This is a genomic window from Aquabacterium humicola, assembly GCF_030167915.1.
GTDB lineage: Bacteria > Pseudomonadota > Gammaproteobacteria > Burkholderiales > Burkholderiaceae_C > Pseudaquabacterium > Pseudaquabacterium humicola.
The window spans coordinates 477,291-501,692 of sequence record NZ_JARGNB010000003.1; the positions used below are offsets into that span (position 1 = coordinate 477,291).

General features: G+C 69.7%; 25 protein-coding genes. All 25 read right to left on the reverse strand.

Annotated elements, in window-relative coordinates; genetic code table 11:
- Window positions 1-155: 155 nt before the first annotated feature.
- The 25 genes from P1K89_RS18285 to P1K89_RS18405 all read right to left on the reverse strand — a co-directional run bounded on the left by P1K89_RS18285 (window position 156) and on the right by P1K89_RS18405 (window position 24,306).
- The gene (locus tag P1K89_RS18285) at window positions 156-452 is read right to left on the reverse strand and encodes a hypothetical protein (RefSeq protein WP_284617920.1); all 297 of its coding nucleotides are present in this window, start codon (window positions 450-452) and stop codon (window positions 156-158) included.
- A gap of 91 nt (window positions 453-543) precedes the next feature.
- Window positions 544-804, reverse strand: coding sequence for a hypothetical protein (locus tag P1K89_RS18290; RefSeq protein WP_284617921.1), 261 nt, complete (start codon window positions 802-804; stop codon window positions 544-546).
- A 43-nt stretch (window positions 805-847) separates the two neighbouring features.
- On the reverse strand, window positions 848-2,308 hold the full coding sequence (ccoG, locus tag P1K89_RS18295) for a cytochrome c oxidase accessory protein CcoG (protein ID WP_284617922.1): 1,461 nt from the start codon (window positions 2,306-2,308) through the stop codon (window positions 848-850).
- 68 nt (window positions 2,309-2,376) lie between these two features.
- Complete coding sequence (gene ccoP / locus P1K89_RS18300) at window positions 2,377-3,288, reverse strand: cytochrome-c oxidase, cbb3-type subunit III (RefSeq protein WP_284617923.1); 912 nt, start codon at window positions 3,286-3,288, stop codon at window positions 2,377-2,379.
- A 13-nt stretch (window positions 3,289-3,301) separates the two neighbouring features.
- Window positions 3,302-3,445 carry a cbb3-type cytochrome oxidase subunit 3 gene (locus P1K89_RS18305; RefSeq protein WP_439898004.1) on the reverse strand — a complete coding sequence of 48 codons (144 nt, stop codon included), beginning with the start codon at window positions 3,443-3,445 and terminating at the stop codon, window positions 3,302-3,304.
- A 15-nt stretch (window positions 3,446-3,460) separates the two neighbouring features.
- Window positions 3,461-4,087, reverse strand: a complete 627-nt coding sequence (ccoO, locus tag P1K89_RS18310) for a cytochrome-c oxidase, cbb3-type subunit II (RefSeq protein WP_284617924.1) — start codon at window positions 4,085-4,087, stop codon at window positions 3,461-3,463.
- 60 nt (window positions 4,088-4,147) lie between these two features.
- On the reverse strand, window positions 4,148-5,587 hold the full coding sequence (gene ccoN, locus P1K89_RS18315) for a cytochrome-c oxidase, cbb3-type subunit I (protein ID WP_284617925.1): 1,440 nt from the start codon (window positions 5,585-5,587) through the stop codon (window positions 4,148-4,150).
- A 19-nt stretch (window positions 5,588-5,606) separates the two neighbouring features.
- Window positions 5,607-5,825, reverse strand: a complete 219-nt coding sequence (gene ccoS / locus P1K89_RS18320) for a cbb3-type cytochrome oxidase assembly protein CcoS (protein ID WP_284617926.1) — start codon at window positions 5,823-5,825, stop codon at window positions 5,607-5,609.
- A gap of 15 nt (window positions 5,826-5,840) precedes the next feature.
- Window positions 5,841-8,069: a heavy metal translocating P-type ATPase gene (locus tag P1K89_RS18325; RefSeq protein WP_284617927.1), complete on the reverse strand. Its 2,229-nt coding sequence runs from the start codon at window positions 8,067-8,069 to the stop codon at window positions 5,841-5,843.
- A 25-nt stretch (window positions 8,070-8,094) separates the two neighbouring features.
- A complete protein-coding gene (locus tag P1K89_RS18330; RefSeq protein WP_284617928.1) occupies window positions 8,095-8,925 on the reverse strand; it encodes a Crp/Fnr family transcriptional regulator in 831 nt (276 codons plus the stop codon).
- A 108-nt stretch (window positions 8,926-9,033) separates the two neighbouring features.
- Entirely contained in the window at window positions 9,034-10,302 is a 1,269-nt protein-coding gene (locus P1K89_RS18335) for a PA2928 family protein (protein ID WP_284617929.1), read from the reverse strand.
- A 35-nt stretch (window positions 10,303-10,337) separates the two neighbouring features.
- On the reverse strand, window positions 10,338-11,324 hold the full coding sequence (locus P1K89_RS18340; protein WP_284617930.1) for an ABC transporter substrate-binding protein: 987 nt from the start codon (window positions 11,322-11,324) through the stop codon (window positions 10,338-10,340).
- 52 nt (window positions 11,325-11,376) lie between these two features.
- Entirely contained in the window at window positions 11,377-12,153 is a 777-nt protein-coding gene (xth, locus tag P1K89_RS18345) for an exodeoxyribonuclease III (RefSeq protein WP_284617931.1), read from the reverse strand.
- Window positions 12,154-12,243: 90 nt separating this feature from the next.
- A complete protein-coding gene (locus P1K89_RS18350; protein WP_284617932.1) occupies window positions 12,244-13,452 on the reverse strand; it encodes a glycoside hydrolase family protein in 1,209 nt (402 codons plus the stop codon).
- A gap of 127 nt (window positions 13,453-13,579) precedes the next feature.
- Window positions 13,580-14,407 (reverse strand): helix-turn-helix domain-containing protein, encoded by an 828-nt coding sequence (locus P1K89_RS18355; RefSeq protein WP_284617933.1) that lies wholly within the window; start codon window positions 14,405-14,407, stop codon window positions 13,580-13,582.
- Window positions 14,408-14,573: 166 nt separating this feature from the next.
- The gene (locus tag P1K89_RS18360; protein ID WP_284617934.1) at window positions 14,574-16,154 is read right to left on the reverse strand and encodes an aldehyde dehydrogenase (NADP(+)); all 1,581 of its coding nucleotides are present in this window, start codon (window positions 16,152-16,154) and stop codon (window positions 14,574-14,576) included.
- A 13-nt stretch (window positions 16,155-16,167) separates the two neighbouring features.
- Entirely contained in the window at window positions 16,168-17,367 is a 1,200-nt protein-coding gene (locus P1K89_RS18365; protein ID WP_284617935.1) for a fumarylacetoacetate hydrolase family protein, read from the reverse strand.
- Between the two features lie 21 nt (window positions 17,368-17,388).
- Window positions 17,389-18,300 (reverse strand): dihydrodipicolinate synthase family protein, encoded by a 912-nt coding sequence (locus P1K89_RS18370; RefSeq protein ID WP_284617936.1) that lies wholly within the window; start codon window positions 18,298-18,300, stop codon window positions 17,389-17,391.
- Window positions 18,301-18,312: 12 nt separating this feature from the next.
- On the reverse strand, window positions 18,313-19,245 hold the full coding sequence (locus tag P1K89_RS18375; RefSeq protein WP_284617937.1) for a DMT family transporter: 933 nt from the start codon (window positions 19,243-19,245) through the stop codon (window positions 18,313-18,315).
- Complete coding sequence (locus P1K89_RS18380) at window positions 19,238-19,669, reverse strand: MaoC family dehydratase (protein ID WP_284617938.1); 432 nt, start codon at window positions 19,667-19,669, stop codon at window positions 19,238-19,240. The genes P1K89_RS18375 and P1K89_RS18380 overlap by 8 nt, the downstream gene beginning before the upstream one ends.
- The gene (locus P1K89_RS18385) at window positions 19,666-20,862 is read right to left on the reverse strand and encodes a CaiB/BaiF CoA transferase family protein (protein WP_284617939.1); all 1,197 of its coding nucleotides are present in this window, start codon (window positions 20,860-20,862) and stop codon (window positions 19,666-19,668) included. The genes P1K89_RS18380 and P1K89_RS18385 overlap by 4 nt, the downstream gene beginning before the upstream one ends.
- Before the next feature lie 113 nt (window positions 20,863-20,975).
- Complete coding sequence (locus P1K89_RS18390; RefSeq protein ID WP_284617940.1) at window positions 20,976-22,124, reverse strand: acyl-CoA dehydrogenase family protein; 1,149 nt, start codon at window positions 22,122-22,124, stop codon at window positions 20,976-20,978.
- A gap of 7 nt (window positions 22,125-22,131) precedes the next feature.
- Complete coding sequence (locus P1K89_RS18395; RefSeq protein ID WP_284617941.1) at window positions 22,132-22,890, reverse strand: enoyl-CoA hydratase/isomerase family protein; 759 nt, start codon at window positions 22,888-22,890, stop codon at window positions 22,132-22,134.
- Window position 22,891: 1 nt separating this feature from the next.
- Entirely contained in the window at window positions 22,892-23,317 is a 426-nt protein-coding gene (locus P1K89_RS18400) for a MaoC family dehydratase (protein ID WP_284617942.1), read from the reverse strand.
- Window positions 23,318-23,328: 11 nt separating this feature from the next.
- The gene (locus P1K89_RS18405) at window positions 23,329-24,306 is read right to left on the reverse strand and encodes a TRAP transporter substrate-binding protein (protein ID WP_284617943.1); all 978 of its coding nucleotides are present in this window, start codon (window positions 24,304-24,306) and stop codon (window positions 23,329-23,331) included.
- Between the last annotated feature and the right edge of the window lie 96 nt (window positions 24,307-24,402).

Below are 24,402 nucleotides of genomic sequence, written 5' to 3' on the forward strand. Positions count from 1 at the left end.
TGCGCTCCGGCAGGCCCCACGGCCGCCCCTCATCTGCAATTGCAGTCCAATGGCGGGCGCCATGGTTTGCGTGCCGTCAATGCCGGTCGACCCGCTGGGGGCGGCTGCGGCGGCGCAGCGTGACGCCCTGCACGCGCCGGCGCCGCGGCGAACCGTCAGCGCCGGTTCGGCGCCGGCTTGGGACACCCGTCCGGCCGGCCATCGACCGGCAGCGGGCAGCGGTTGATCTCGAAGGGCGACGCGGCCAGCAGCGTCGTCAAGGCGCTCGACAGCATCGTCGCGGCCCAGAAGACGAAGAAGGTCAGCGTGTAGACGGCCGAGCGCGAAAGCTCGATCGGCTCGCCGTCGAAGCCATGCAGCGCCTGCGGGTCGACCAGCGCGAAGACCACGGTCTCGAGCACGCCGGCGGTCAGGAAGGCGGGCCAGGCGATCCACATCAGGCGCTGTTTCATCGTGATGTCTCTCTCGTGGTGTTGTCGGGCGGGTCCGGCGGCGCGTGCATCCGGCACGTGAATCTGGCGCAGGGTCGTGCGCGGCAGCGGCCTAACGCTTGTTCGCAGCGTCCTGGCCCGCCGGCAGCGGTGCGGCGGCATGGTTGCGCGCCTGCACTGCGGGCCGCAGCTCGGTCGTCGCGGCGGCGTCGGGCTTGAGCACCGGGTCGGGCGCGCTGATCGCGATCGCCGCGGTGATGCAGCCGGCGACCACGACGGCGAGCGGGCCGCCGATCACCAGCCACATCATCGGCTCGCGCCACCAGGGGCGGACGGTGCTCGGATCGGGATCGGCGGGACGGCGAAGGGTCATCGTGGTGGGCATGGCGGTGTCCCGGTGGAATGTCGAGGAGAGGTCAGCGCGGCACGAGGAAGGTCGAGCGTTCGCGCACGTCGCGGGCCGGATCGTCGCCGGCCGCCTGTCGCTGGATCGTGAAGTGGATCGGGTGCGAGCTGCCGGGCTTCAACTTGCCGGCTTCCTCGAAGGGCAGCTGCACGCGCACCGGCACCCAGCGCGCCTGCGCGGGGCCGATCTCCACCGGCGCGGCGTTCACCGCGGCCAGTCCCGGCAGGCCGTCGACCGTCACGGCATAACGTTGCATGCGCTCGGTGCCGTTCATGACCTGCAGGCGGTAGACGTTCTCGACGCGGCCGTTGTCGACGATGCGCGCCAGCGTGCCGCGGTCGCGGATCACGTCGACCTTGAAGGGGCTGCGCAGCACCAGGCTGGTCACGAAGGCGATGCTGATCGCACCGAGGATCGCGCCGTAGATCAGCACGCGCGGCCGCAGCACGCGGCGGATCATCTGGGCGCGGTTCCAGCCGTTCGCCAGGCCGTTCTGCGTCGAGAAGCGGATCAGCCCGGGCTGGTAGCCCAGCTTGTCCATCACGCCGTTGCAGATGTCGATGCACGCGGCGCAACCGATGCATTCGTACTGCAGGCCGTCGCGGATGTCGATGCCGGTGGGGCAGACCTGCACGCACAGCGTGCAGTCGACGCAGTCGCCCAGGCCCAGCGCCTTCGGGTCGGCCTTGCGGGAGCGCGCGCCGCGCGGGTCGCCACGCGCCGCGTCGTAGCTCACGATCATCGTGTCGTGGTCGAACATCGCGCTCTGGAAGCGCGCGTACGGGCACATGTACTTGCACACCTGCTCGCGCATGTGGCCGGCATTGCCGTAGGTGGCGAAGCCGTAGAACAGCACCCAGAACCATTCCCACGGGCCGAAGGACAGCGTGCGCGCCTCGGCGGCAAGGCCCTGGATCGGCGTGAAGTAGCCGACGAAGGTGAAGCCGGTCCACAGGCCGATGGCGATCCACACCGCGTGCTTGCCGGCGCGGCGCCACACGCGGTCGAACGTCCACGGGCCGTTGTCGCGGCGCATGCGCGCCACGCGGTCGCCCTCGAAGCGCTGCTCCACCCACATGTAGATCTGGGTGTAGACGGTCTGCGGGCAGGCGAAGCCGCACCACAGGCGGCCGGCCACCGCGGTGAACAGGAACAGGCCCAGCGCGCTGAGCACCAGCAGCGCGGTCAGGTAGATGAAGTCCTGCGGGTGCAGGACCAGGTCGAAGATGTAGAAGCGCCGCGTCGCGAGGTCGAACAGCACGGACTGGCGGTCGTTCCACGGCAACCACGGCAGCCCGTAGAAGATCAGCTGCGTGAGCCAGACGAAGCCCCAGCGCCAGCCGTTGAACCAGCCGGACACCGAACGCGGGTAGAGCTTCCTGGTGCGCTCGAAGAGCGAAACCAGCTCGGCGTCCGCGCCTTCGGGCGTGGCGGCGACCGGCTGGATCGGGATGACGGTTCTCTTGTTCATGGACTCGCTGCGCGCTGCGGAAGCCGGAGGCGGCGTATTTGGCGGCCGCCGCCTTCGGCGTCAGGGGGTCACTGGGCCCCGGTGCTGCCGCGCGACAGGCCCCAGACGTAGCCCGCGAGCACGCGGATCTGCGACGCCGTCAGCTTGTCGCCGTGGGCCGGCATCACATTGGTCTTGCCCTTGTTGACCATCGTCATCACCGCCTCCTCGCCCCAGCCGTGCAGCCAGACCTTGTCCGCCAGGTTCGGCGCGCCGAGCGCGGTATTGCCCTGGCCCTTGGCACCGTGGCAGGCGGCGCAGGCGGCGAACTTCGCGCGGCCGAGCTGGGCCTGGATCTGATTGTGCGGGCTGCCCGACAGGCTCAGCACGTAGTTCGCGAGGTTGCGCACGTCGTCGGCGGAGCCGACCGCGGCGGCCATCGGCGGCATCGTGCCGACGCGGCCCTTGGCGATGGTCTGGATGATGTTGTCCGGCGCGCCGCCGTGCAGCCAGTCGCCGTCGGTCAGGTCGGGGAAGCCCTTGCTGCCGCGCGCGTCCGAGCCGTGGCACTGGGCGCAGTTGTTGACGAACAGCCGCTCGCCGACGCGCAGCGCGGCGCCGTCGGCCGCGAGCTGCTCGACGCTCATCGCATCGAAGCGGGCGTACAGCGGCTTCAGCGCCTCGTTGGCCTTGGTCATCTCGGCCTGGTACTGGCCGTCCTGCGTCCAGCCGAGCTTGCCGGCAAAGCTGCCCATGCCCGGGTACATCACCAGGTAGATCGCGGAGAACACGATGGTCAGCACGAACAGGCCCACCCACCACATCGGCAGCGGGTTGTTCATCTCGCGCAGGTCGTCGTCCCACACGTGGCCGGTGGTGTTGTCCGCGGCCATGGTCTTGGTGCGGCTGGCCACGATCAGCAGCACCAGGCAGGCCAGGATGCTGAGCGCCGTGACGACGGCGATGTAGGTGGACCAGCCACCGCTTACGAAGTCGCTCATGATCTTCTGGCCTTCAATCGGAGTTCAGGGGCAGGCGCGCGGCTTCGTCGAAGCGCGCCGAATGTCGGCGGGACCAGGCCCAGATGCAGATGCCGGCGAAGACCAGCAGCGAGACCAGGGTCACGGCCGAGCGCAGGGTGTTGACGTCGATGTCCATCGCGGGTCCTTCGGATTACTTGCGCGCGGTGCCCAGCACCTGCAGGTAGGCGATCAGCGCCTCGAGCTCCGTCTTGCCCTTGACCTCGTCGCCGGCGGCGGCGATCTGGGCATCGGTGTAGGGCACGCCGACCGTGCGCAGCGCCTTCATGCGCGGCGCCATGTCCTTCGGGTCGACCTGCGCGTTGACCAGCCAGGGGTACGCGGGCATGTTCGATTCGGGCACCACGTCGCGCGGGTTGGTCAGGTGCACGCGGTGCCATTCGTCGGAGTAGCGGCCGCCGACGCGGTGCAGGTCCGGGCCGGTGCGCTTGCTGCCCCACTGGAAGGGGTGGTCGTAGACGAACTCGCCGGCCACCGAGTAGGCGCCGTAGCGCAGCGTCTCGGCGCGGAAGGGACGGATCATCTGCGAGTGGCAGTTGTAGCAGCCCTCGCGCAGGTAGATGTCGCGGCCGGCCAGCTGCAGCGGGGTGTAAGGCTGCAAGCCGGCCACCGGCTGCGTCGTGCTGCGCTGGAAGAACAGCGGCACGATCTCGACCAGGCCGCCGAACAGCAGCGTCAGGACGATCAGCGCGATCATCAGCACGCTGTTGGTCTCGATGCGTTCGTGCGAGAACGCGGCGGGGGCGCCGGGTGAGGACATGGTGGGTTCCTATCGTGTGTTCGGAGCGGCCGCCGGCGTGCAGCGGGCCGCCGGAGGGCTTCAGGCGTTGGCCAGCGCGGTGGGCGTGCCCGGCAGCGCGACAGTGGCGCCGGCGCGCGCGGTCTTCCAGGTGTTCCAGGCCATGATCAGCATGCCGCCGAGGTACAGCAGGCCGCCGAGCGTGCGCACGACGTAGAACGGGAAGGTGGCCTTGACGCTCTCGACGAAGCTGTAGGCGAGCGTGCCGTCCGGGTTGACCGAGCGCCACATCAGGCCCTGCATCACGCCGGCGATCCACATCGCGGCGATGTACAGCACGATGCCGATGGTGGCGATCCAGAAGTGCAGCTCGATGGCCCGCACGCTGTACATGCGCTTCTGGCCGAACATGCGCGGGATCAGGTAGTACAGGCTGCCCATCGAGATCAGGCCGACCCAGCCCAGCGCGCCGGAGTGCACGTGGCCGACGGTCCAGTCGGTGTAGTGCGACAGCGCGTTGACCGTCTTGATCGACATCATCGGGCCCTCGAAGGTCGACATGCCGTAGAAGGACAGCGCGACGATCAGGAACTTAAGGATCGGGTCGTCGCGCAGCTTGTGCCACGCGCCCGACAGCGTCATCACGCCGTTGATCATGCCGCCCCAGCTCGGCGCCAGCAGGATCAGCGAGAACAGCATGCCGATCGACTGCGCCCAGTCGGGCAGCGCGGTGTAGTGCAGGTGGTGCGGGCCCGCCCACATGTAGGTGAAGATCAGCGCCCAGAAGTGCACGATCGACAGGCGGTACGAGTACACCGGGCGCTCGGCCTGCTTCGGGATGAAGTAGTACATCATCCCGAGGAAGCCGGCGGTCAGGAAGAAGCCGACCGCGTTATGGCCGTACCACCACTGCACCATCGCGTCCTGCACGCCGGCGTAGGCCGAGTAGCTCTTCATGAAGCCGGCGGGCACCGCGGCGCTGTTGACCAGGTGCAGCAGCGCGACGGCGATGATGAAGGCGCCGAAGAACCAGTTGGCGACGAAGATGTGCCGGATCTTGCGCGTCGCGATGGTGCCGAAGAAGACGATCGCGTAGGACACCCACACCAGCGTGATCAGGATGTCGATCGGCCACTCGAGCTCGGCGTATTCCTTGCCGGAGGTGTAGCCCAGCGGCAGCGAGACGGCCGCGGCGACGATCACCGCCTGCCAGCCCCAGAAGGTGAAGGCAGCGAGCTTCGGCAGGAAGATCGACGCGTAGCAGGTGCGCTGCACGACGTAGTAGCTGGTGGCGAACAGCGCGCTGCCGCCGAACGCGAAGATCACCGCGTTGGTGTGCAGCGGACGCAGGCGGCCGTAGCTGAGCCACGGGATGCCCAGGTTGAGCTCGGGCCAGGTTAGCTGCGCGGCGATGAACACGCCGACGGCCATGCCGACAACGCCCCACACCACCGACATGATGGTGAACTGGCGAACGGCGTTGTCGTTGTAGACCGGTGATGTTGTCGGGGAGGGATTCATCGCATCGGGCTTTCGGAATTCAGCATCCGGATTGTTCGGAAGCCCGCAGGGTCATGGGTTGATCGTGCGCAAGTTTCGAACCCATACCCGACAAGTTCGATTGGTCATCCATCAGGATGCGTTCGCCCTCGCGTTCGAGGTTGTCGAACTGGCCGCCGTGCAAGGCCCACGCGAAGACCACGATGATGGCCAGCACCAGGATCACCGACACCGGTACCAGCAGGAAGAGGATGTCCATTCGATTCAGTCCGGTTCAGCGCAGGCGGCGCAGCCGCTGCGCGTTGAGAACGACCACCAGCGAGCTCATCGCCATGCCGAGCCCCGCGGCCCAGGGCGGCAGCCAGCCGGCGAGCGCCAGCGGCACGCACACCGCGTTGTAGGCCGCGGCCCAGGCGAGGTTCTGGCGCAGCACGCGCAGCGCCCGCTGTGCCAGCGCGCGCGTGGCCACCAGGTCGGCCAGGCGGCCCTGCAGCAAGGTGAAGTCGGCCTGCGCGCGTGCCAGCGGCGCACCGTGGCCCATCGCCAGCGACACGTCGGCGCGCGCGAGCACCGGGCCGTCGTTGATGCCGTCGCCGACCATCGCGACGCGGTGTCCTGCGGCCTGCACCTCGGCGACGATGCGCAGCTTGGCCTCGGGCGACGCGCCGGCATGCACGTCCTGCACGCCGAGTGCGCGCGCCACGCGCTGCGCGGCCTCGGGCCGGTCGCCGCTGATCAGCAGCGTGCGCACGCCCTGCGCGTGCAACTGCGCGATCGCGGCGCGTGCATCGGGCCGCAGCCGTTCGTCGAAACGCAGCTGCGCAACGGGCGCGCCGTCGACCGACAGCGTGCAGCGCACGCCGCCGTCGTCGAGGCTGTCGAGCTCTTCGCATCCGGTGAAGGCCGGGGCGCCCAGCCGCCAGCAGCGGCCGCGCTCGTCGCGTCCCGTGACGCCCTGCCCGGCGGTTTCCTCGAGCGCATGCAGGGCGAGCGGCGCGCCGCCGTCACGCTCGACCGCGGCCACGATGGCGCGCGAGACCGGATGCAGCGAGGCCGCGGCCAGGGCCTGCGCGGCGGCCAGGGCCTCGTCGGCCCGCCAGCCGGGCGATGGCTCGATCGACGCGAGCTCGATGCGGTCCTCGGTCAGCGTGCCGGTCTTGTCGAAGGCCACGACGTCGGCGTGCGCCAGTGCCTCGAAGGCCGCCAGGCGCTGGACCAGCACGCCGTTGCGGGCCAGCGTGCCGGCCGCGGTCAGCAAGGCGGACGGCGTGGCCAGCGACAGCGCGCAGGGGCAGGTGACGATCAGCACGGAGACGGCGACCCACACGCTGCGCGTCGGATCGATGAACCACCACGCGAGCGCAGCGCCGCCGGCCAGCAGCAGCACGGCCCAGAGGAAGGGCCCGGCGATGCGGTCGGCCGCCAGCGCCAGCGGCGGGCGGTCGTTCGCGGCGCGCGCCATCAGCGCGACGATGCCGGCATAACGCGTGTCGTCGCCGAGCGCGTCGACGCGCTGCACCACCGGCGCCTGCAGGTTGAAGCTGCCGGCCAGCACCGCATCGCCGGCGCCGCGGCGCAGAGGGTGCGACTCGCCGGTCAGCAGCGCCTCGTCGACCAGCGTGCTGCCGCCCTCCAGCGCGCCGTCGCCGGGAAAGGCCTGGCCCGGCCGAACGCGCACGCGGTCGCCCGCGCGCAGCGCGCTGACCGGCACCTGCTCGCCGCGGTCCTGGTCGTCGAGCCGCTCGATGCTCTCGGGCAGGCGCGCCATCAGGTCCTCCAGCACGCCCAGGCTCGCATGGCGCGCGCGCAGCTCCAGCGCCCGGCCGGCGAGCAGGAAGAAGACGAACATCGTCATCGAGTCGAAGTAGGTCTCGCTGCCCAGCGTGCCGCCGGGATCGAACGCGGCGATCGTGCTGGCGGCGAAGGTGACGACGATGCCGATCGCCACCGGCACGTCCATGCCGATGCGTCGCCGCGTCAATTGGCCGATAGCACCCTTGAGGAAGGGGGTGGCCGAAAACAGCAGCACCGGCAGGCTCAGCAGCCAGCTGGCCCATTGCAGCAGGCGCGCGATGTCGGGGCTGATGCCCTCCGGGCCGGCGACGTACGCGGGTGTCGCGTACATCATCACCTGCATCATGCAGAAGCCGGCGACGAACACCCGCCACAACATCGTGCGCGCCTCGGCGCGGCGCGCGGCCTCGGCTTCGAGCGCCTGCGCCGGCAGCGCGCGGTAGCCGGCGCCCTCGATCGCCGCCACCAGCGCCGAGGCGGCGGTGCGCGCGGGGTCCCAGCGCACGCGCGCGCGGCGCGTGCCGGCGTTGACGTCGGCGCGCTCGACGCCGGGCACGCGCACGAGCGCGTCCTCGATCTGCACCGAGCAGGCCGCGCAGTACATGCCCTCGACGATGAAGCTCGACTCGGCGCGGCGCTCGGCATCGGCGCCGGACCAGCGCGTGAAACGGCCGAGCTGCGCCGGGTCGTCCCAGGCCAGCGTGGTCATTGGAAGCGGAAGGTGTGGCGCGGCGTCAGGTTCGCCGTCGGGTGGCGCCGGCGGTCGCCAGCGTGTGCAGCTGGTCCAGGTCGAGCAACTCGATCGTGTAGCCGCGCGCGCGCACCGCGCCCCGGTTCACCAGCTGGCGCAGCACGCGCGAGAAGGTCTCGGGCGTGGCGCCCAGCTGCGAGGCGATCGCGCGCTTGCGCTGGCGCAGCACCACCCGCGGCAGCGGGGTGGCGACGCCGGCGACCGGCGTCTCGGCATGCTGCAGCAGCCACCCGGCGAAGCGCGACTCGGCGCTCTGGCGGATCAGGCTCAGCTCGGCGCCCAGCATGTCGCGCACGCGCGTGGCCATCGCGCCGGCGGCCAGCGCCAGCAGCTCGGGATGGCGCAGCCCGCAGCGCAGCAGGTCGGCATGGGCGAAGGACAGCGCCAGGCCGTCGTGTTCGATCAGCGCGTCCTCCAGGTAGCCGCCGTCGCCCAGCCAGGCGCTGGTGTGGTCGATCCACTGGCCCGGCCGCACTTCGCGCGTCTGCTGCGTGATGCGGCCGCGCTCGGCCAGGCCCATCGCGACCTGGCCCGACAGCAGCAGCCAGTGGCGCTGCGCCGGCTGGGTGCGCGACAGCAGCTGCGCGCCCTTGAACAGCGTGACCGGCAGCGCCAGCGGCAGCAGGGCCTGCAGACCCGCGGTGCTGTCCAGCCCGAGGTCGAGGTCGAAGGCATGGCGCAGCGCGTCGAACCAGCTCTCGGGCTGCTGCGGCTGCGGTGGCGGTGTCGGCGCGGAGGTGTGGTACGGCGCAGGGGCAAGCTTGGCCGCGGCGCTGATCGCGCCGGCCTCGGCGACATCCGACGTGAACTTCATGGTCGTGGCTCCCGGAATGGGTGAGCCTGATCTTCGGCGCGCGGGCGGCGCACCACATTGATCCGCGTCAACTGGAGGGCGGGCGGGCCGGTGGCCCTTCCCTGTTCCCTACTTCGCGGCGGTCGGTGCGCGCAAGGCCACCAGCGGCGAGTCGCGCTCGATTAACCAGCCCTGCAGCCGGCCGCTCCTGAGCTCGACGCTGGCCAGCGACTCCTCGTGGCGGCGTTGCCCCTCGGCATCGGTGATCTCGGCGGTGCCGAACATCAGCAGCCGGCCCGGCAGCTGCCAGCGGTTGCGCAGCTCGGTGAAAGGCAGCGTCGCGCTCCAGCCCGGCTTGGCGCCGCCTTCGCGGTCGATCACCAGCTGCGTCAGCACCGCGCGTCCGGCGGCATCGGTGCGCGTGCGGTGCACGACGAACAGCGCGCTGTCGTCGAGCAGCAGCGGCCGCGGCTGGCCGGCCTCGCGCAGGAAGCCGCCCTGCAGGTACTCGGGCGACTGCGGCAGCGGCGTCAGCGCGACGATGCGCTCGTGCGAGCCTTCGCTGAATTCCCGCGTGCGGCCGAAGCGGGCATTCCACAGGCTGCGGCGCGCTTCCCGGTCGGTGCTGCGCCAGGTGCGGTCGGGCTGCTTCAGGTGATCGCCCCAGGGATCGTCGGCGGCGGCCTTGGCCTCGGCCGGCGTGAACAGCCCGAGCCAGCCGCCGGTGCCCGTGCCGGTCCGCGCCTGCGGCGTCAGGAAGTTGTGGTGGTCGAAGCCGCCGTTCCAGCGCGAGGCGCGGAAGCGCAGGTCGGAGAAGGCCTGTTCGCTGGCCGGCTCGTAGGGCGCGGCGGTCAATGCCGGCGGCGCGGCGATGCGGTGGCGGCGTGCATCGGCGGTGACCAGCACCAGACCGTCGTCGAAGGCGACGTTGTCGAGCGCATTCGTCACCACGCCCTGCAGCGCCGGGTTCGCAGCCAGCACGTCGAGCAGCGTCGCCTTCACCGTGCCGTCGGACGCGGCGACGGCCACCGGCGTGTCGTGCACGAACAGCCAAACCCGGTCGCCCTGCTGGCCGAGGATGCGCCCCCGCGCGCCGCTGCCGTCCTGGTTCTCGTCGAGCGAGCGCAGCCGGCGCGTCCACAGCAGCTCGCCGCTGTCGCCGTCGTGCGCACGCAGCTCGAGGTGGTAGCGGGTGTTGTAGCGGCTGCGGCCGAACCTGCGCCGCTCCTCGAGCTTCACCATCAGCCACAGCGCGGCGCGGCCTTCGTGCATCACCAGCGCCGGCGGACCCTCGCGCCGCGGCGGCGTGAACTCGGTGCGCTGCATCGTGCGCCAGCCGAACATCACGGCCGCGCCGATCGCTGCGCACAGCGTGACGATCGCCACCAGCGCCACCACGGCGCGGCCAGCGGTCCCGTGTGGTCGCCGGGTCGTCACTCGATCACGCGGTCGGCGCGCAGCAGCAGCGACTGCGGCACCTTGACGCCGAGCGCCTTCGCGGTCCGCAGGTTGATGACCAGGTGGAACCGCGTGGCCCGCTGCACCGGGACATCCTGCGGCCGGGCGCCATCGAGGATCTTCGCCGCCTGCGTGCCCATCATGGCGCCGACTTCGTCAGAGACGGCGCCGTACGACATCAGGCCGCCGGCGTCGGCGAAGGCCGGGAAGGCATTCATCGATGGCAGCGCGTGCGCGAGCCAGAACTGCGCGAGTTGGCCCGCCTGGCCGCCCAGGATGACGTCCGGGTACACGAACACGGCGTCCGGCTTGATCTGCGCGATCTTCTCGAGCGCCGCCGGGATGCCGTCGCGGTCCTTGTACGGAACCATCTGGACCGACAGGCCGAGTTTCGGCGCGGCGTCCCGCGTCAGGCGCCAGCCGAGCGGCGCATCTTCGGGATCGCCGAAGAACACCACCCGCCGCGCTGCGGGCAGCAGTTCCTTCAGCAGCTCGAGCCGCTTCGGGCTCAGTTCCGTGGTCATGCAGGTCGTACCGGTCACGTTGCTGCCCGGCCGCGAGAGCTTCGCGACATGCTCGAACGGATCGCAGGAATACATCACGAGCGGCGTGCGCTTGACGGCCGCCTGGACGATGCGCACGGCCCGGGTGCCGATGACCCAGATCACCTCCACCTTCGTCCGCTCGAGCTCTTTGGCCAGCGCGGGCAGCTGTTCGTACTCGCCGATGCGCAACTCGATCGCGAGGTTCTTTCCCACCACGTAGCCGTGGCTGGCCAACGCCTCCCGGAAAGCGCGCACCATCTCGCTCGGGGCAGGCCGCGGCGCGTCCGGCGCGAGCGGCCGGCCCGGCAGCACGATCCCGATGCGGCGCACCGCCGTGTCCTGCTGGGACAAGGCGTCCCGGGGCAGCAGGCAGGCCATCGCGGCGGTCAGCAGGAGCCACAAGAACGCCTTGATCATCGCCGGGCTCCTTGTCGCTCAGTGCGCCCGATGCGGCCCGCGCCTCGTGCCCTCAGCCCAGCTCGACCCACGCGGGCGCGTGGTCGCTGGGCTTGTCGCGGCCGCGTACTTCGCGGTCTACGCCGGCGGCCTGCAGGCGCCTGGCGGCCGGCGCATTCAGCAGCAGGTGGTCGATGCGCAGGCCAGCGTTGCGGGCCCAGCGGTTGCGGAAGTAGTCCCAGAAGGTGTACATCGGCTCGGCGCCATGCAGGTGCCGGATCGCATCGGTCCAGCCCTGGTCGAGCAAGCGGAACCAGGCGTCGCGACTCTCGGGCTGCAGCAGCGCGTCGTCGAGCCAGGATTTCGCCGAGTAGATGTCGCCGACGTCGTTGGTCGGCACCACGTTGTAGTCGCCGCACAGCACCACCGGCGTGCCGCGCCCGACCAGCGACTGCGCGTGCTGGATCAGGCGCTCGAACCAGGCCAGCTTGTAGTCGAACTTCGGCCCCGGCTGCGGGTTGCCATTGGGCAGGTAGATCGATGCGATGGTCACGCCGTTGACCTCGGCCTCGAGGTAGCGGCTGTGCGTGTCGTCGGGGTCGCCGGGCAGGCCGCGGCGGATCTCGGTGGGCGTCGCTCCGCGGGCCAGCACCGCGACGCCGTTGAAGCCCTTCTGGCCGTGCCACGCCGCGCCGTAGCCGGCGTCCTCGATCGCCTGCTGCGGGAAGGTGGCGTCCGAGGTCTTCAGCTCCTGCAGGCAGGCGACGTCAGGCTGCGACTCGGCGAGCCATTCGAGCAGCCGCGGCAGGCGGCTGGTGATGCCGTTGACGTTGAAGGTGGCGATCTTCATGTTCCCCGTCTTGCTTCAGCGGTGGGCCCCGGTCTTGATGAACGCAACCCGTGGGGGCCATCCTACAAGGCCCCTGGCGCCGCGTCGCGCTCAGCGCAACGCCACCGCCAGCTCCGGCCGCAGCCCGCCCGGCAGCGCCACCCGGCACAAGGCTTCCGCGAAGAAGAAGTCCCCGAACATCGTCGCGCTGTCCACGCCTTCGTTGTGCGGCTTCGAGTAGCAGGAATGCTTCAGCAGGCCGCGGTGCCCGGCTTCGCTCGCGAACTCGTCGCGGCACAGCGCTTCCAGCATCGCGCAGCCGCGGCGGCCCCAGCCGGCGCCTGAGTCCCGGTCCGGGTGGATGCGGCCCATCTCGATCAGTGCCGAAGCCACCACGGCCGCGGCGGCGGTGTCCTTGATGCGCGCGTCATCGCCGGTGGCGTCGAAGTCCCACGGCGGCACCTGGCGGCCGTCGAGCCGCTGGATGTAGGCCTGCGCGAGGCGCTCGGCCAGTTGCAGGAACGCCAGCTGGCCGGTCTCGCGCGCGGAGTTCACGTAGCCGTAGATCGCCCAGCCTTGCCCACGCGACCAGAACGATTCGTCGGCGGCGCCCTGGAAGGTGTAGCCGCGGCGGCGCTCGCCGCTGTCGGTGTCGTACTCGACCGCGTGGTAGGTGGAGCCGTCGGGGCGGATGAAGGCGGTCGCCGTCATCTGCGCATGGGCTTCCGCGGCCAGGCGGTAGCTGCCGTCGCCGCTGTGGCGGCTGGCCCAGTACAGCAGCGACAGGTTGGCCATCGTGTCGATGGCCGAGCTGCAGCGCCCGCGCGGGTCGTCCAGCGGGCCCCATGACGCCAGGTAGCTGCCGCTGCGGGTGCCGACGATGCGCGCGCGCAGCCGGTCGGCAGCACGCAGCGCGATGTCGGCATACCAGGGGTCGCCGGTCACGTGGAAAGCCGGGATGGCGCTGCTGTCGAAGATGAAGCCGATGTCGTGGGTGTTGGGGTCGTCGGCGCGCTGCGCCACCAGGCGCATGCGTTCGCGCGCCCACATCAGGTAGCGCTTGTCGTCCGTGCGAAGGTACGACACCAGCAGCAGCCCCACCCAGAAGCCGCACAGCCAGTTGCCGTGGCTCCAGGCGGCGCCGTTGTAGCCGGCCGACAGCGAGGCCGGCAGCGTGATCCAGCGGCCGTCGGGGGCGGTGACGTGCGGGAATTCGACGCCCAGCGTCGGCTCGTCTTCGGTCACCTTCTCGGCCAGCCGGGCCAGGGTGTCCTTGAACAGGCGCGTCTGCTGCGCCGAGGCAAAACGGTCGACGGTCATCGTGGCTCCTTCGGCCCGTGGGCACGGGCACTGCTGCGGTCGGCCAGATCGTAGGAGCGTGCGTCTGTCCGGCGTTAGGACGAAGCGACGGAGTACTTGGACTTTTGCGTCCGGCTCGCCAGCGGGCTCAGGTGTGGAGCTTGGCCAGGCCCTGGCGGTAGTCCACCGGCGAACGGCCGGTGTGCTTCTTGAAGCAGCGGCTGAAGTAGGCCGGGTCCTCGAAGGACAGCTGGTCGGCGATCTCCGATACTGCCGCGTCGGAATGCAGCAGCAGCCGCTTGGCCTCCAGCATCACGCGCTCGCGAATCAGCTGGCTGGCGGTGGCCCCGGCGGCGCGGCGGGTCGACTCGTTCAGCGCGCGTTCGGTCACACGCAGCATGCGGGCGTAGGCAGGCACCTGGGTCAGGGTGCGGAAGTGCTGCTCCAGCAGGCCCTTGAAGCGCCGCGTGACGGCGACGCTGCGCTGCGTCGGGTCGCCGTTGGCCGCCGGCTCGGCCATGCGCGAGGCCTTGATGAGGAAGACCGTCAGGTAGGAGCGCAGCGCATCGCGGTGGCTGGCCTGCTCGCCTTCGTATTCATCGGCGATGCCATCGATCAGCTTGCCCAGCTCTTCGGCTTGCGGTGCGTCGAGGTACACGGCCGAGATCGGCTGCTCGATGTCGTAGACGGGGATCTCGTTCAGGCTGTTCTTGTTCTTCAGCTGCAGCGCGAAGAACTCGGCGCTGAAGTTGATGGTGTAGCCCTCGGCGTCGTCGGACAGCTGGAAGTCATGCACCTGGCCGGGCGACATGAAGAACAGGCTGTTCGCCTTCACCTCGTAGCGCTCGGAATCGATGATGTGCAGGCCACTGCCGTGGGTGACCCACACCACGTGATAGAAGTCGTGTCGGTGGGGGTACGGCAGCATCGACATCCGGTTCTGCAACCGGGCGAAGTCGAAGTGCACGGACTTCACCGATTCGCCGAAATTCTGGATTCGGAAGACAGGAAGCTGGCAGCAAACAGGACTGAGCATTGGGGGGAGATGGCGGCCGGGGGCCGGTACTGCATGGCGTCGATTGGACGCTTCGGCCAGCACATCCGTTTCCGACGGCCCGAATGCCCTTTGTTTCCCTCGGAAGTCAGTTCACTTCCACCTTTCCGTCCACCAGTCGCGGCAGCGTCCACGGATTGCCGTCGGCCAAGGCCGGTGGAAGCAGGTCTGGCGGCAATGACTGGTAGCACACCGGCCGCAGGAATCGCTCGATGGCCCGTGCACCGACCGACGTGCTGCGCGGGTCGGACGTGGCCGGGAATGGCCCTCCGTGCACCATGGCCTGCGCCACCTCCACGCCGGTCGGAAAGCCATTGGCCAGGATGCGGCCGGCCTTGCGTTCCAGCACCGGCAGCAGGCGGCGGGCCGCATCGTGGTCTTCGGCGTCGATCTGCAGCGTGGCGGTCAGCTGGCCTTCCAGCCGCTCGGCCAGCAGCAGCATGTCGTCGAAGTCGCGGCAGGCGACCACCAGGCCGCTGGGGCCGAACACCTCGTCCTGCAGCGCCGGCTCGGCCAGCAGGCGGCTGGCATCGGCGGCGAACAGCGCCGGCTGCGCGTGGCTGCGCTGGTCCGACGTGCGACCGCGCGCCAGGCTGCGCACACCCGGCACGCCGGCCAGCCGTTCAACACCGGTGCAATAGGCGCCATGGATGCCGGCGGTGAGCATCACGGCCGCCTCCTTCGCTGCCAGCGCCTCGGCCGCCAGCGCCGCGAAGCGGTCGAGCTCGGGGCCAGCGATGCCGATGGCCAGGCCGGGGTTGGTGCAGAACTGGCCCGCTCCGAGCACCAGCGAATCGACATAGCCCCGCGCCAGCGTGTCCGCGCGCCGTGACAGCGCGGCAGGCAGCAGGAACATCGGGTTGATGCTGCTCATCTCGGCGTACACGGGAATGGGCTGCGGCCGGGCCACGGCGATGCGGCACAGCGCCAGGCCCCCGTGGCGCGAGCCGGTGAAGCCGACCGCCTGGATGGCCGGATGCTGCACCAGCGCCTGGCCGATCGCATTGCCTTCACCGACCAGCAGCGAGAACACGCCCGGGTGCAGGCCGGCGGCGCGCACCGCGGCCTGGATCACGCGGCCCACCAGCTCCGAGGTGCCAAGGTGACCGGGGTGGGCCTTGACCACCACGGGGCAGCCGGCGGCCAGGGCCGAGGCGGTGTCGCCGCCGGCGACGGAAAACGCGAGCGGAAAGTTGCTGGCACCGAACACCGCGACCGGGCCGATCGCGATGTTGCGCAGCCGCAGGTCGGGCCGCGGCATCGGCGCGCGGTCGGGCAGCGCGGGGTCGATCGTCACGTCCAGCCAGCGGCCGTCGCGCACCACCTGTGCGAACAGCTTCAGCTGGCCCACGGTGCGGGCACGCTCGCCTTCGAGTCGCGCCTGCGGCAGGCCGCTCTCGGCCACCGCGCGCTCGATCAGGGCCGGGCCGAGGTCGACCAGGCCTTGCCCGATCGCTTCGAGGAAGTCGGCGCGCTGCGACAGCGTGGTCTCGCGAAAGCTGTCGAAAGCGGCGGCCGCCAGCTTGCAGGCGCGGTCGACCTCGGTCGCACCGCCCCCGCCGAATTGCGGCGGCAGGCGCTCGCCGGTGACGGCGTGCAGCGCGTGCAGGGTGGCGTCGAGGCCGAACACGGCCTCGCCGCCGATCAGCATGTGTCCGGTCATTTGCATGTCAGGTATCCAGTCAGAGCCGGCCGTCGGTCAGCAGGCCGCGGGCAGCGAGGTTGGCGATGAAGGCGCGCAGGCCGAAGTCCCAGGGGGCGACCCGGTCCGAGGTGTTGACGCGGTTGCGCAGCACGCCGAGGTGGCGGCTGCGGATGGTGACCACGTCGCCCAGGTGGTGGGTGAAGCCGCGGCCCGGCGCATCGCGGTCCTGGACCGGCGCGAACAGCGTGCCCAGGAACAGCATGAAGCCGTCGGGGTACTGGTGGTTGGCGCCCAGTGTCTGATCGGCCAGGTCCTGCGGGTCGCGGCTGATCTCGCGCATCGTGCTGCCGCCGGCCATCACGAAGCCGTCGCTGCCCTGCACGGCCAGCGCCACGTCTTCCCGGCGCAGGTCGTCGAGCGAGAAGCTGTCGTCGAACAGGCGGATGAAGGGCCCGATGGCGCACGAGGCGTTGTTGTCCTTCGCCTTGCCCAGCAGCAGGGCGCTGCGCCCTTCCACGTCGCGCAGGTTCACGTCGTTGCCCAGCGCCGCGCCGGCGATGCGGCCGCGGCTGTCGACGGCCAGCACCACTTCGGGCTCGGGGTTGTTCCAGACGGATGCGGGGTGGATGCCGATCTCGACGCCGGTGCCCACGGCGGACAGCACCGGGGCCTTGGTGAAGACTTCCGCGTCGGGGCCGATGCCGACCTCGAGGTACTGCGACCACATGCCCTGCTCGACCAGCACCGCCTTCAGCTGCATGGCCTGCGCCGAGCCGGGGCGCACCGCCTTCAGGTCGGTGCCTATCGCGTCTTGTACGCGGCCCCGGATGACCTGCGCCTTCGCGGGGTCGCCGCCCGCGCGCTCCTCGATCACGCGCTCCAGCAGGCTGGCGGCAAAGGTCACGCCGGCCGCCTTCACCACCTGCAGGTCGCACGGCGCCAGCAGCCACGGCCGTTGCGGGTCGCGCCGGGCGCGTGCGGTGTTGTCGAGGATCTCGTCGAGCCCGCCGATGCGCCGCCCGGCGCAGCCGCGCACCAGCGCGGCGGGGTCGTCGCGCTCGAGCAGGCCCGACATGGTCGCGACCGTGTCACTCAGGTCGAAGACGCCGTCGCTGCGGAACGCAACCACGGACGGGCCGGCGGTGGCGCCGGGAACCCAGGCGCGGCCCACCAGCGTGCCGGTGAAGCCATCGGCCGGCAGGAAGTCGGCGCTGCTCAAGGGGACGGTCGTTTCCATCGTGTGTGCTCCAGAAATGTCTCAATCGGCCAGCGTGGCCAAGCGGCGGTCAGTCTCCGCGACGATGCGCTCCACCCGCTGGCGCTGCTCACCCACCAGCGGCAGGCGCGGGGCACGCACCCATTCGCGGCCCTGGCCTTTCAACTGGCCGGCGAGCTTGATGTACTGCACCAGTTTCACCTCGGTGTCCAGGTGGAACAGCGGCGTCAGCACGCGGTACAGCGAACGCGCCTTCTCCCAGTCGCCGCGCGCGGCCAGCTGCAGCAGGCGCGTCGACGCTTCGGGGTAGACGTTGGCCATGCCGGACACCCAGGCGGTCACACCCAGCACGGCACTCTCCAGCACCAGGTCGTCCACGCCGCAGACGACGGCATAGCGATCGCCGAGCAGGTTGTGGATGTCGGTGACGCGGCGAACGTCGTACGACTCTTCCTTGATCGCGACCAGCGTCGGGCAATCGGCCAGCCGCGCCAGCACTTCGGGCGTCACGTCCACGCCGTAGCCGACCGGGTTGTTGTAGATGAGCACGGCCAGGCCGCTGGCGCCGGCCACGCTGCGGTAGTGCGCCACGGTCTCGTCGGCGTCGCTCTTGTAGCCGATGGCCGGGAACAGCATCAGCCCCTGCGCGCCGATGCGCTCGCAGTCGCGGGCGTAGGCGGCCGCGGCGGCGGTGGTGAATTCGGCCACGCCGGACAGCACGGGCACGCGGCCGGCGGCCGCTTCCAGGCCCGCCTGCAGCACCTGCAGCTTTTCGTCGGACCGCAGCGAGCTGTTCTCGCCGACCATGCCCATCATCACCAGGCCGCTGACACCGCCGGCGATGAGCCGCTCGACGCAGCGCCGCGTCGCCTCCAGGTCCAGCGTGCCGTCTTCGCGCATCTGCGTGGTCACTGCGGGAAAGACGCCGGTCCATTGAATGCCAGTGGATTTCATTCGATTCAGTCCTCAGGAGGGAGAAGGAGGCGGCGGCGTCGCGCGTTTGCGCACCGCCAGCCAGGTGCCGCACAGCACCAGCGCAAAGCCGATGGCGTGCTCCGGCCGCAGCACTTCGCCGAGGAAGAGCGCCGCACAAGCCAGGCCCGAGATCGGCAGCAGATTGATGAACATCGACGTGCGGCCCAGCCCGAGCCGCGAGATGCCGTAGTTCCACGCCAGGTTGCCCAGCGCCGTCGAGCACAGCGCAGACACCGCGATCAGCACCCACGGCGCGATGCCCGGGAACCAGGCCTCGCTGTCCCAGAACGCGGGTGTGAACGCAGCGTGGGCGATGAGCATCGCGGCGCCGATCAAGTGCATCCAGTAGCCGATGACCAGCGGATGCAGGCTGTCCGTCACGCGCCGGATGCACGCGCCTGCGGCCACGTAGACCACCATCGCGCAGATCAGCAGCGCGTCGCCGGCGCCGTTGAAGCGCAGGTCCACGCCGCTGCGGCTCAGCACGACGATGGCCGCACCGACCAGGCCGAGCAGCACGCCCGCCGCGCCGGCCAGGCGCAGCCGCTCGCCGAACAGCAGCGCGCCCAGCAGCACCGACAGCAGCGGGTTCAGGCTGAGCGCCAGCGCGCCGTTGGTGGCGGTGGACCAGGCCAGGCCCTGGGTCAACATCAGTTGGTGCGCATAGATCATCAGCGCGCCGGCGGCGGCCACCCAGCCCAGCTGGCTGCGCGTGGGGCGCGGAATGTGCCGGCCGGTGGCCTTGCAGATCGCCGCGATGCAGACGAATGCGGCGGCCATGCGGATGGCCGACAGGTGCACGGTGTGGAAGTGCTCGGTCATCATCTTCATCATGACGACGTTCGCACCCCAGATGCCGACCGTGTAGAGCAGCAGCGCGACGATCCAGCGCTCGCGGCGGGCCTCGCGGCGGGCATCAGGCAAACCGCAGTTCCTTCAGCGCCGACAGGCCGACGAGCACGGCATCGCCGCTCTGCTTGCGCACCATGGTGTCGAGAATCAGGATGCGCTTGGCCGGCTTCTTCCCGACCACCGTCACTTCCACGTTCAGCGTGTCGCCGATGAACACCGGGCCCATGAAGCGCAGTTCCTGGCCGACGTAGGCGAAGCCCGGACCGGTCAGCTGCGTGTGCGTGGTGGACACCAGCGCGCCGGTCAGCATGCCGTGCACCACACGGCGCTTGAACGGCGTGCGCCTGGCGAATTCCTCGTCCATGTGCAGCGGATTCAGGTCGCCCGACAAATGCGCGAAGGCATCGACGTCGGCCGCGCTGATGGTGCGTGCGATCGTGTGCTTGCGCCCGATCGGCACGTCGTCGAAGGTCAGCACCTCGATCGTGGCGGTCATCGCTTCGCCTCCCCGTGTGCCATGGCCGCGCCTTCGCTCACGAGCGCGTCGATCTCGTGATCGGAATAGCCGGCCTCGACCAGCACCTCGCGGGTATGCTCGCCCGGCCGCGGCGGCAGCCGGCGCACCGGCGGCGCCTTGCCGTCGTAGCGCACCGGGTGCGCCATCAGCTTCACCGCGCCGGCGTCCGGGTGGTCGATGGTGACGATGATCTCGTTGTGCCGGACCTGCGGATCGGCCTCGACCTCTTGGTAGTCGTTGACCGGGGCGAACCAGATGTCCTGCGCGTCGAAGGCCTCCATCACCGCTGCCGTGCTGCGCTGGCGCAGCGCTTCGCAGACGATGGCGTGGATCTGCTCGCGGTGGCGCACGGGGTCCTTCGGGTGGTCGTACTTCGCCAGGTCGGGGCGGTCCAGCGCGGCCGCCAGCTTGGCCGTCGTGGTCAGCGAGAGCGCGATCCAGCCGTCGGCCGTGCGGTACACGCCGTAGGGTGCCGGATGGAACCGGCTGCCCATGGCCGGGCTGCTGCGCTTCCACAGCGGCCCCTTGTTCAGGTAATAGGTGAAGGGCTCGATCTGCAGGTCGAGCGCCGCATTCAGCAGGTTGCTCTCGACCATGCGGCCCTGGCCGGTGCGCTCGCGTTCCTGCAGCGCAGCGACGACGCCGAAAGCGGCCAACACCGCGGCATGCTGGTCGACCACGGCCGAGCCGACCGGCGTCGGCGCCGATTCACCATCGCCCGACAACATCGCCATGCCGCTCATCGCCTGCAGCAGCAGGTCCTGTCCCGGACGCTTCTGGTAGGGACCGGTGGAGCCGTAACCCGTGCAGGAGCAATACACCAGGCGCGGATTGAGCAGCTTGACCTGCTCGTAGCCGAAACCCAGCTTGGCCATCACGCCCGGGCGGTAGTTCTCGACCAGCACGTCGGCTTCTGCGACCAGGCGGCGCACGATCTCCTTCGCCTTCTCATGGCGAAGGTCCAGTTGAATGCCGCGCTGGTTGCGGTTGCCCAGCAGGAAGAAGATGGACACGCCCTCGGCGAACGCGTCGAAGCCGGCCCAGCCGCGCTCGAAGGCGCCCTGCGGTGGCTCGATCTTGATGACGTCGGCGCCGACGTCGGCCAGCATCTGCACGGCCGACGGGCCCTGCAGGAAGTGGGTGAAGCTGAGGACTTTGACGCCTTCGAGCATGATGTTCTTCCTTGGTCGTATGGACTATCAAGCGGACGCCGTGGATCCGGCTTTGCCGGTCCACTGGCGTCGCCCCCTTGAGGGGGAGGCGCCGAAGGCGCTTCGGGGGTGGGTCATCCCGCGAGAAGCTCTCGCGAAATGATCATTCGCTGGATCTCGGAGGTGCCCTCGACGATCTCCAGCACCTTGGCGTCGCCGAATGCGCGCGACACCGGGTACTCGCTGATGATTCCGTAGCCGCCATGGATCTGCACTGCCTGGTGGGCCGCTTCCATCGCGCGTTCGGTGGTGAACAGCTTGGCCATCGAGGCCTGCTGGTCGAAGCGCTGGCCCGCGTCCTTGCGGGCGGCGGCGTCGTACAGCATCAGCCGCGCGGCGTGCGCATGCGTGGCCATGTCGGCCACCTTGAACTGCAGCGCCTGGAATTCGGTCAGCGGCTTGCCGAAGGCGCGCCGCTCCTTCATGTAGGCGATCGAGCGGTCGATCGAGCCTTGCAGGATGCCGAGGCCCAGCGCGCCGATCAGGATGCGGCCGGTGCTGATCTGCGCCAGCGTCTGGCGCAGGCCCGCGCCGCGCTCGCCCAGCAGGTTCGCAGCCGGAATGCGACAGCCTTCGAAGAACAGCTCGTGCGTCGCCGACGCGCGCCAGCCGATCTTCTTCAGCTTGCGGCCGGTGCCGAAGCCCGGCGTGCCGGTGGGCACGATGAAGCTGGAGATCTCCTTGCGACCGTCCGGGCGGGCGCCGGTCACGGCGGCGATCACCACCGGTCCGGTGATCCGCGTGCCCGTGTTGCTGATGAAGGTCTTGGCGCCGTCGATGACCCATTCATCGCCGTCCAGCGTCGCCTTGGTGCAGATGTTCGCGGCATCCGAACCGGCATTGGGCTCGGTCAGGCCGATGGCGCCGATGCGCGTGCCGTCGAGAATGGGGCGCAGGAATTGGCGCTTCTGCGCATCGGTGCCGTAATTGGACAGCAGGCTCGCCACCGATGAATTGGCCATCAATGAATTGGCAATGGCGCAATCCACCCGCGCCAGTTCTTCCAGCACGATGACGAACGACAGCCACGAGCCGCCGCCGCCGGCATACGCCTCGGGATACGGCAGGCCGGTGAAGCCCAGTTCCGCCGCCTGTTTCCAGGTCTCGTACGGAAAGCCCTCTTCTTCCCACAGCCGCTCGGAAATCGGGGCCACGTGGTCCTCGGCAAAGCGGCGCACCGCGTCGCGGATCATCGTGTGTTCGTCGTTCAGCCAATGCGCCATCACGGTCTCACTTGCTCAGGAATCGGTGGAAGCCGGCACGCGCATGCGGCGTGCCGAAGTTCAATGCGTAGCTGGTCGCCTCGAAGGCCAGGCCGGCCTGCAGCGGCAACTCGGCAGCGCGATTGACCGCGCGCTTGGCCATCTCCAGCGCGAAGGGGTGGTGCCCGGCCAGCGACTCGGCCAGCGCCAGGGTCTCGTCACGCAGCGCTGCCGGCTCCGCCACGCGGGTGATGAAGCCGAACTCGCGGCATTCATCCACCTTGTAGTGGCGGCCCGTCAGCACCATTTCCTTGGCGCGCGCCAGGCCCATCTTCACGACGGCGAGCTGTGTGCCGCCCCAGCCGGGCATGGTGTCGAGCGCGATCTCCGGAAAGCCGAAGCGCGCGGTGCTGGAAGCGACGATGAAGTCGCAGGCCAGCGCCAGCTCGAAGCCGCCACCCAGCGCATAGCCATTGACCATGGCGATGGTGGGCTTGGCGAATTCGTGCAGGCGCTGCATCAGGCGGTGGCCGGCCTCCATGTCGCGGTAGGCCGCCACCGGGTCCAGCGCGGCCAGTGAAGCCACGTCGTTGCCGGCGACGAACGAGCGCGCGCCGGCACCGGTGATCACCACCACCCGCGTGTCCGCGTCCGCATGGGCGGCGTCCAGCGCGGCGTCCATCAGCCCCAGCAGGCCGGGCGCGAAGGCGTTCAGCTTGTCGGGGCGATTGATGGTGAGCAGGCGCACCGCGCCCACCCGTTCCGTCAGCAACATCGGCTCGGTCACGTCACAGCACCTTCAGGTAGGTCGTGCCGCTGGCCACCACGGTGCCGGCCTGGTTGGTCACCGTCGCGGCGAAGACGCAGGTGTTGCGCTCCTCGTCCTTCTCGGCCAACTGCAGGCGGGCCGTCACCGTGTCGCCGATGTAGACCGGCGCCTTGAAGGTGATGTCGTAGCGGTACGACACGGCGCCCGGGTTCGGCGCCTTCGCGGCCATCAATCCCATGACCGTGGAAAGGAATCCGACCGACAACGCGCCTTGCGCAATGCGACGCTCGAAGCGCGTGGTCTTGGCGTATTCCTCGTTGACGTGCACGCCGAAGAAATCACCGACGATGCCGGCGAATCCATAGACGTCGAAGTCGGTCACCGTCTTCGCGAACTCGGCGTGGTCGCCGATCGCGTAGCAGTCCATGTGGGGGCGCTTGACCATGGCGGGTTCCCTCAGCCCTTCTTCGCGGCCTGGACCTTGTCGTACAGCTTCTTGCCGTCCGGGATGTTCGCCAGCAGGTCCGCATCCACCTTGCTGCTGGTCTGCTTCATCGGCGCCAGGTTCGGCTCGACCACGGTCACGCCGGCCTTCTTCATGCGCTCGATCGAGTCGGCATAGGACTTCTTGTAGTACGCGCGGCTGTCGGCCAGCGCCTCGTCGGCCGACGACTTCACGATGGCCTGCTGCTGCGGCGTCAGCTTGTCCCACTTCGGCTTGCTGACGATCAGCAGCGCGGGCAGGTAGTGCACCTTGGTCAGGTTGTAGAACTTCGAGACTTCGACGAACTTGTCCATCACGAACTGGTCGGGCGACGTGTCCGCACCGTCGACCACGCCCTGCTGCAGGGACATGTAGACATCGCCATAGGCCATCGGGGTCGGCTGCGCGCCGAACGATTCGTAGGCCTTCACGTAGCCCGGCGACTGCATCACGCGCAGCTTCATGCCCGCCATGTCGGCGCCACTGTTGATCGGCTTGGACGAGAACACGTTGCGCTCCATCACCGACAGGAAGCCCAGGCCGACCAGGTTGTACTTGGGCAGCATGTCGAGGAATTCCTTGCCGACCGGGCCCGACAGCACCTTGTTGGCCTGGTCGACGCTGTCGAACAGGTAAGGCATGTCGAACAGGCTGTAGGCCTTGACGGTGTTGACCAGCGGCGCCTGCGCGGTGATGAACATGTCGAGCCCACCGGTGCGCGCGGCCTGGATCATCTTGACCTCGCCGCCCAGCTGCGACTGGGGAAAGACATTGATCTTGATCTGGCCATTCGACTTCTTCGCGGCCAGCTCGGCCATGCGGGTCGTGGCCACCTGGTAGTGGCTGTCCGGCGCCAGCGTGTGCCCGACGTTGAGCTCGAGCGTCTGGGCATGCACGGGCAGCACAGCGAAGGCGATGGCGGTCAAGCTTGCTTGGAGGATGGTTTTCACGAAGTCTCCTGATCAGTGATCGGTGGGGGTGAGTGAATGTAGGAACCGGGGCCCGCCAGGCGTTAGGACGGTTCGGCGCAATGCTTGGACTTTCTG

Excerpts from the sequence above, each read along its gene's own strand:
- P1K89_RS18285 (WP_284617920.1), bottom strand. The coding sequence starts at position 452 with ATGAAACAGCGCCTGATGTGGATCGCCTGGCCCGCCTTCCTGACCGCC.
- P1K89_RS18290 (WP_284617921.1), bottom strand. The coding sequence starts at position 804 with ATGACCCTTCGCCGTCCCGCCGATCCCGATCCGAGCACCGTCCGCCCC.
- ccoG (WP_284617922.1), bottom strand. The coding sequence starts at position 2,308 with ATGAACAAGAGAACCGTCATCCCGATCCAGCCGGTCGCCGCCACGCCC.
- ccoP (WP_284617923.1), bottom strand. The coding sequence starts at position 3,288 with ATGAGCGACTTCGTAAGCGGTGGCTGGTCCACCTACATCGCCGTCGTC.
- P1K89_RS18305 (WP_439898004.1), bottom strand. The coding sequence starts at position 3,445 with ATGGACATCGACGTCAACACCCTGCGCTCGGCCGTGACCCTGGTCTCG.
- ccoO (WP_284617924.1), bottom strand. The coding sequence starts at position 4,087 with ATGTCCTCACCCGGCGCCCCCGCCGCGTTCTCGCACGAACGCATCGAG.
- ccoN (WP_284617925.1), bottom strand. The coding sequence starts at position 5,587 with ATGAATCCCTCCCCGACAACATCACCGGTCTACAACGACAACGCCGTT.
- ccoS (WP_284617926.1), bottom strand. The coding sequence starts at position 5,825 with ATGGACATCCTCTTCCTGCTGGTACCGGTGTCGGTGATCCTGGTGCTG.
- P1K89_RS18325 (WP_284617927.1), bottom strand. The coding sequence starts at position 8,069 with ATGACCACGCTGGCCTGGGACGACCCGGCGCAGCTCGGCCGTTTCACG.
- P1K89_RS18330 (WP_284617928.1), bottom strand. The coding sequence starts at position 8,925 with ATGAAGTTCACGTCGGATGTCGCCGAGGCCGGCGCGATCAGCGCCGCG.
- P1K89_RS18340 (WP_284617930.1), bottom strand. The coding sequence starts at position 11,324 with ATGATCAAGGCGTTCTTGTGGCTCCTGCTGACCGCCGCGATGGCCTGC.
- xth (WP_284617931.1), bottom strand. The coding sequence starts at position 12,153 with ATGAAGATCGCCACCTTCAACGTCAACGGCATCACCAGCCGCCTGCCG.
- P1K89_RS18350 (WP_284617932.1), bottom strand. The coding sequence starts at position 13,452 with ATGACCGTCGACCGTTTTGCCTCGGCGCAGCAGACGCGCCTGTTCAAG.
- P1K89_RS18360 (WP_284617934.1), bottom strand. The coding sequence starts at position 16,154 with ATGCAAATGACCGGACACATGCTGATCGGCGGCGAGGCCGTGTTCGGC.
- P1K89_RS18365 (WP_284617935.1), bottom strand. The coding sequence starts at position 17,367 with ATGGAAACGACCGTCCCCTTGAGCAGCGCCGACTTCCTGCCGGCCGAT.
- P1K89_RS18370 (WP_284617936.1), bottom strand. The coding sequence starts at position 18,300 with ATGAAATCCACTGGCATTCAATGGACCGGCGTCTTTCCCGCAGTGACC.
- P1K89_RS18380 (WP_284617938.1), bottom strand. The coding sequence starts at position 19,669 with ATGACCGCCACGATCGAGGTGCTGACCTTCGACGACGTGCCGATCGGG.
- P1K89_RS18385 (WP_284617939.1), bottom strand. The coding sequence starts at position 20,862 with ATGCTCGAAGGCGTCAAAGTCCTCAGCTTCACCCACTTCCTGCAGGGC.
- P1K89_RS18390 (WP_284617940.1), bottom strand. The coding sequence starts at position 22,124 with ATGGCGCATTGGCTGAACGACGAACACACGATGATCCGCGACGCGGTG.
- P1K89_RS18400 (WP_284617942.1), bottom strand. The coding sequence starts at position 23,317 with ATGGTCAAGCGCCCCCACATGGACTGCTACGCGATCGGCGACCACGCC.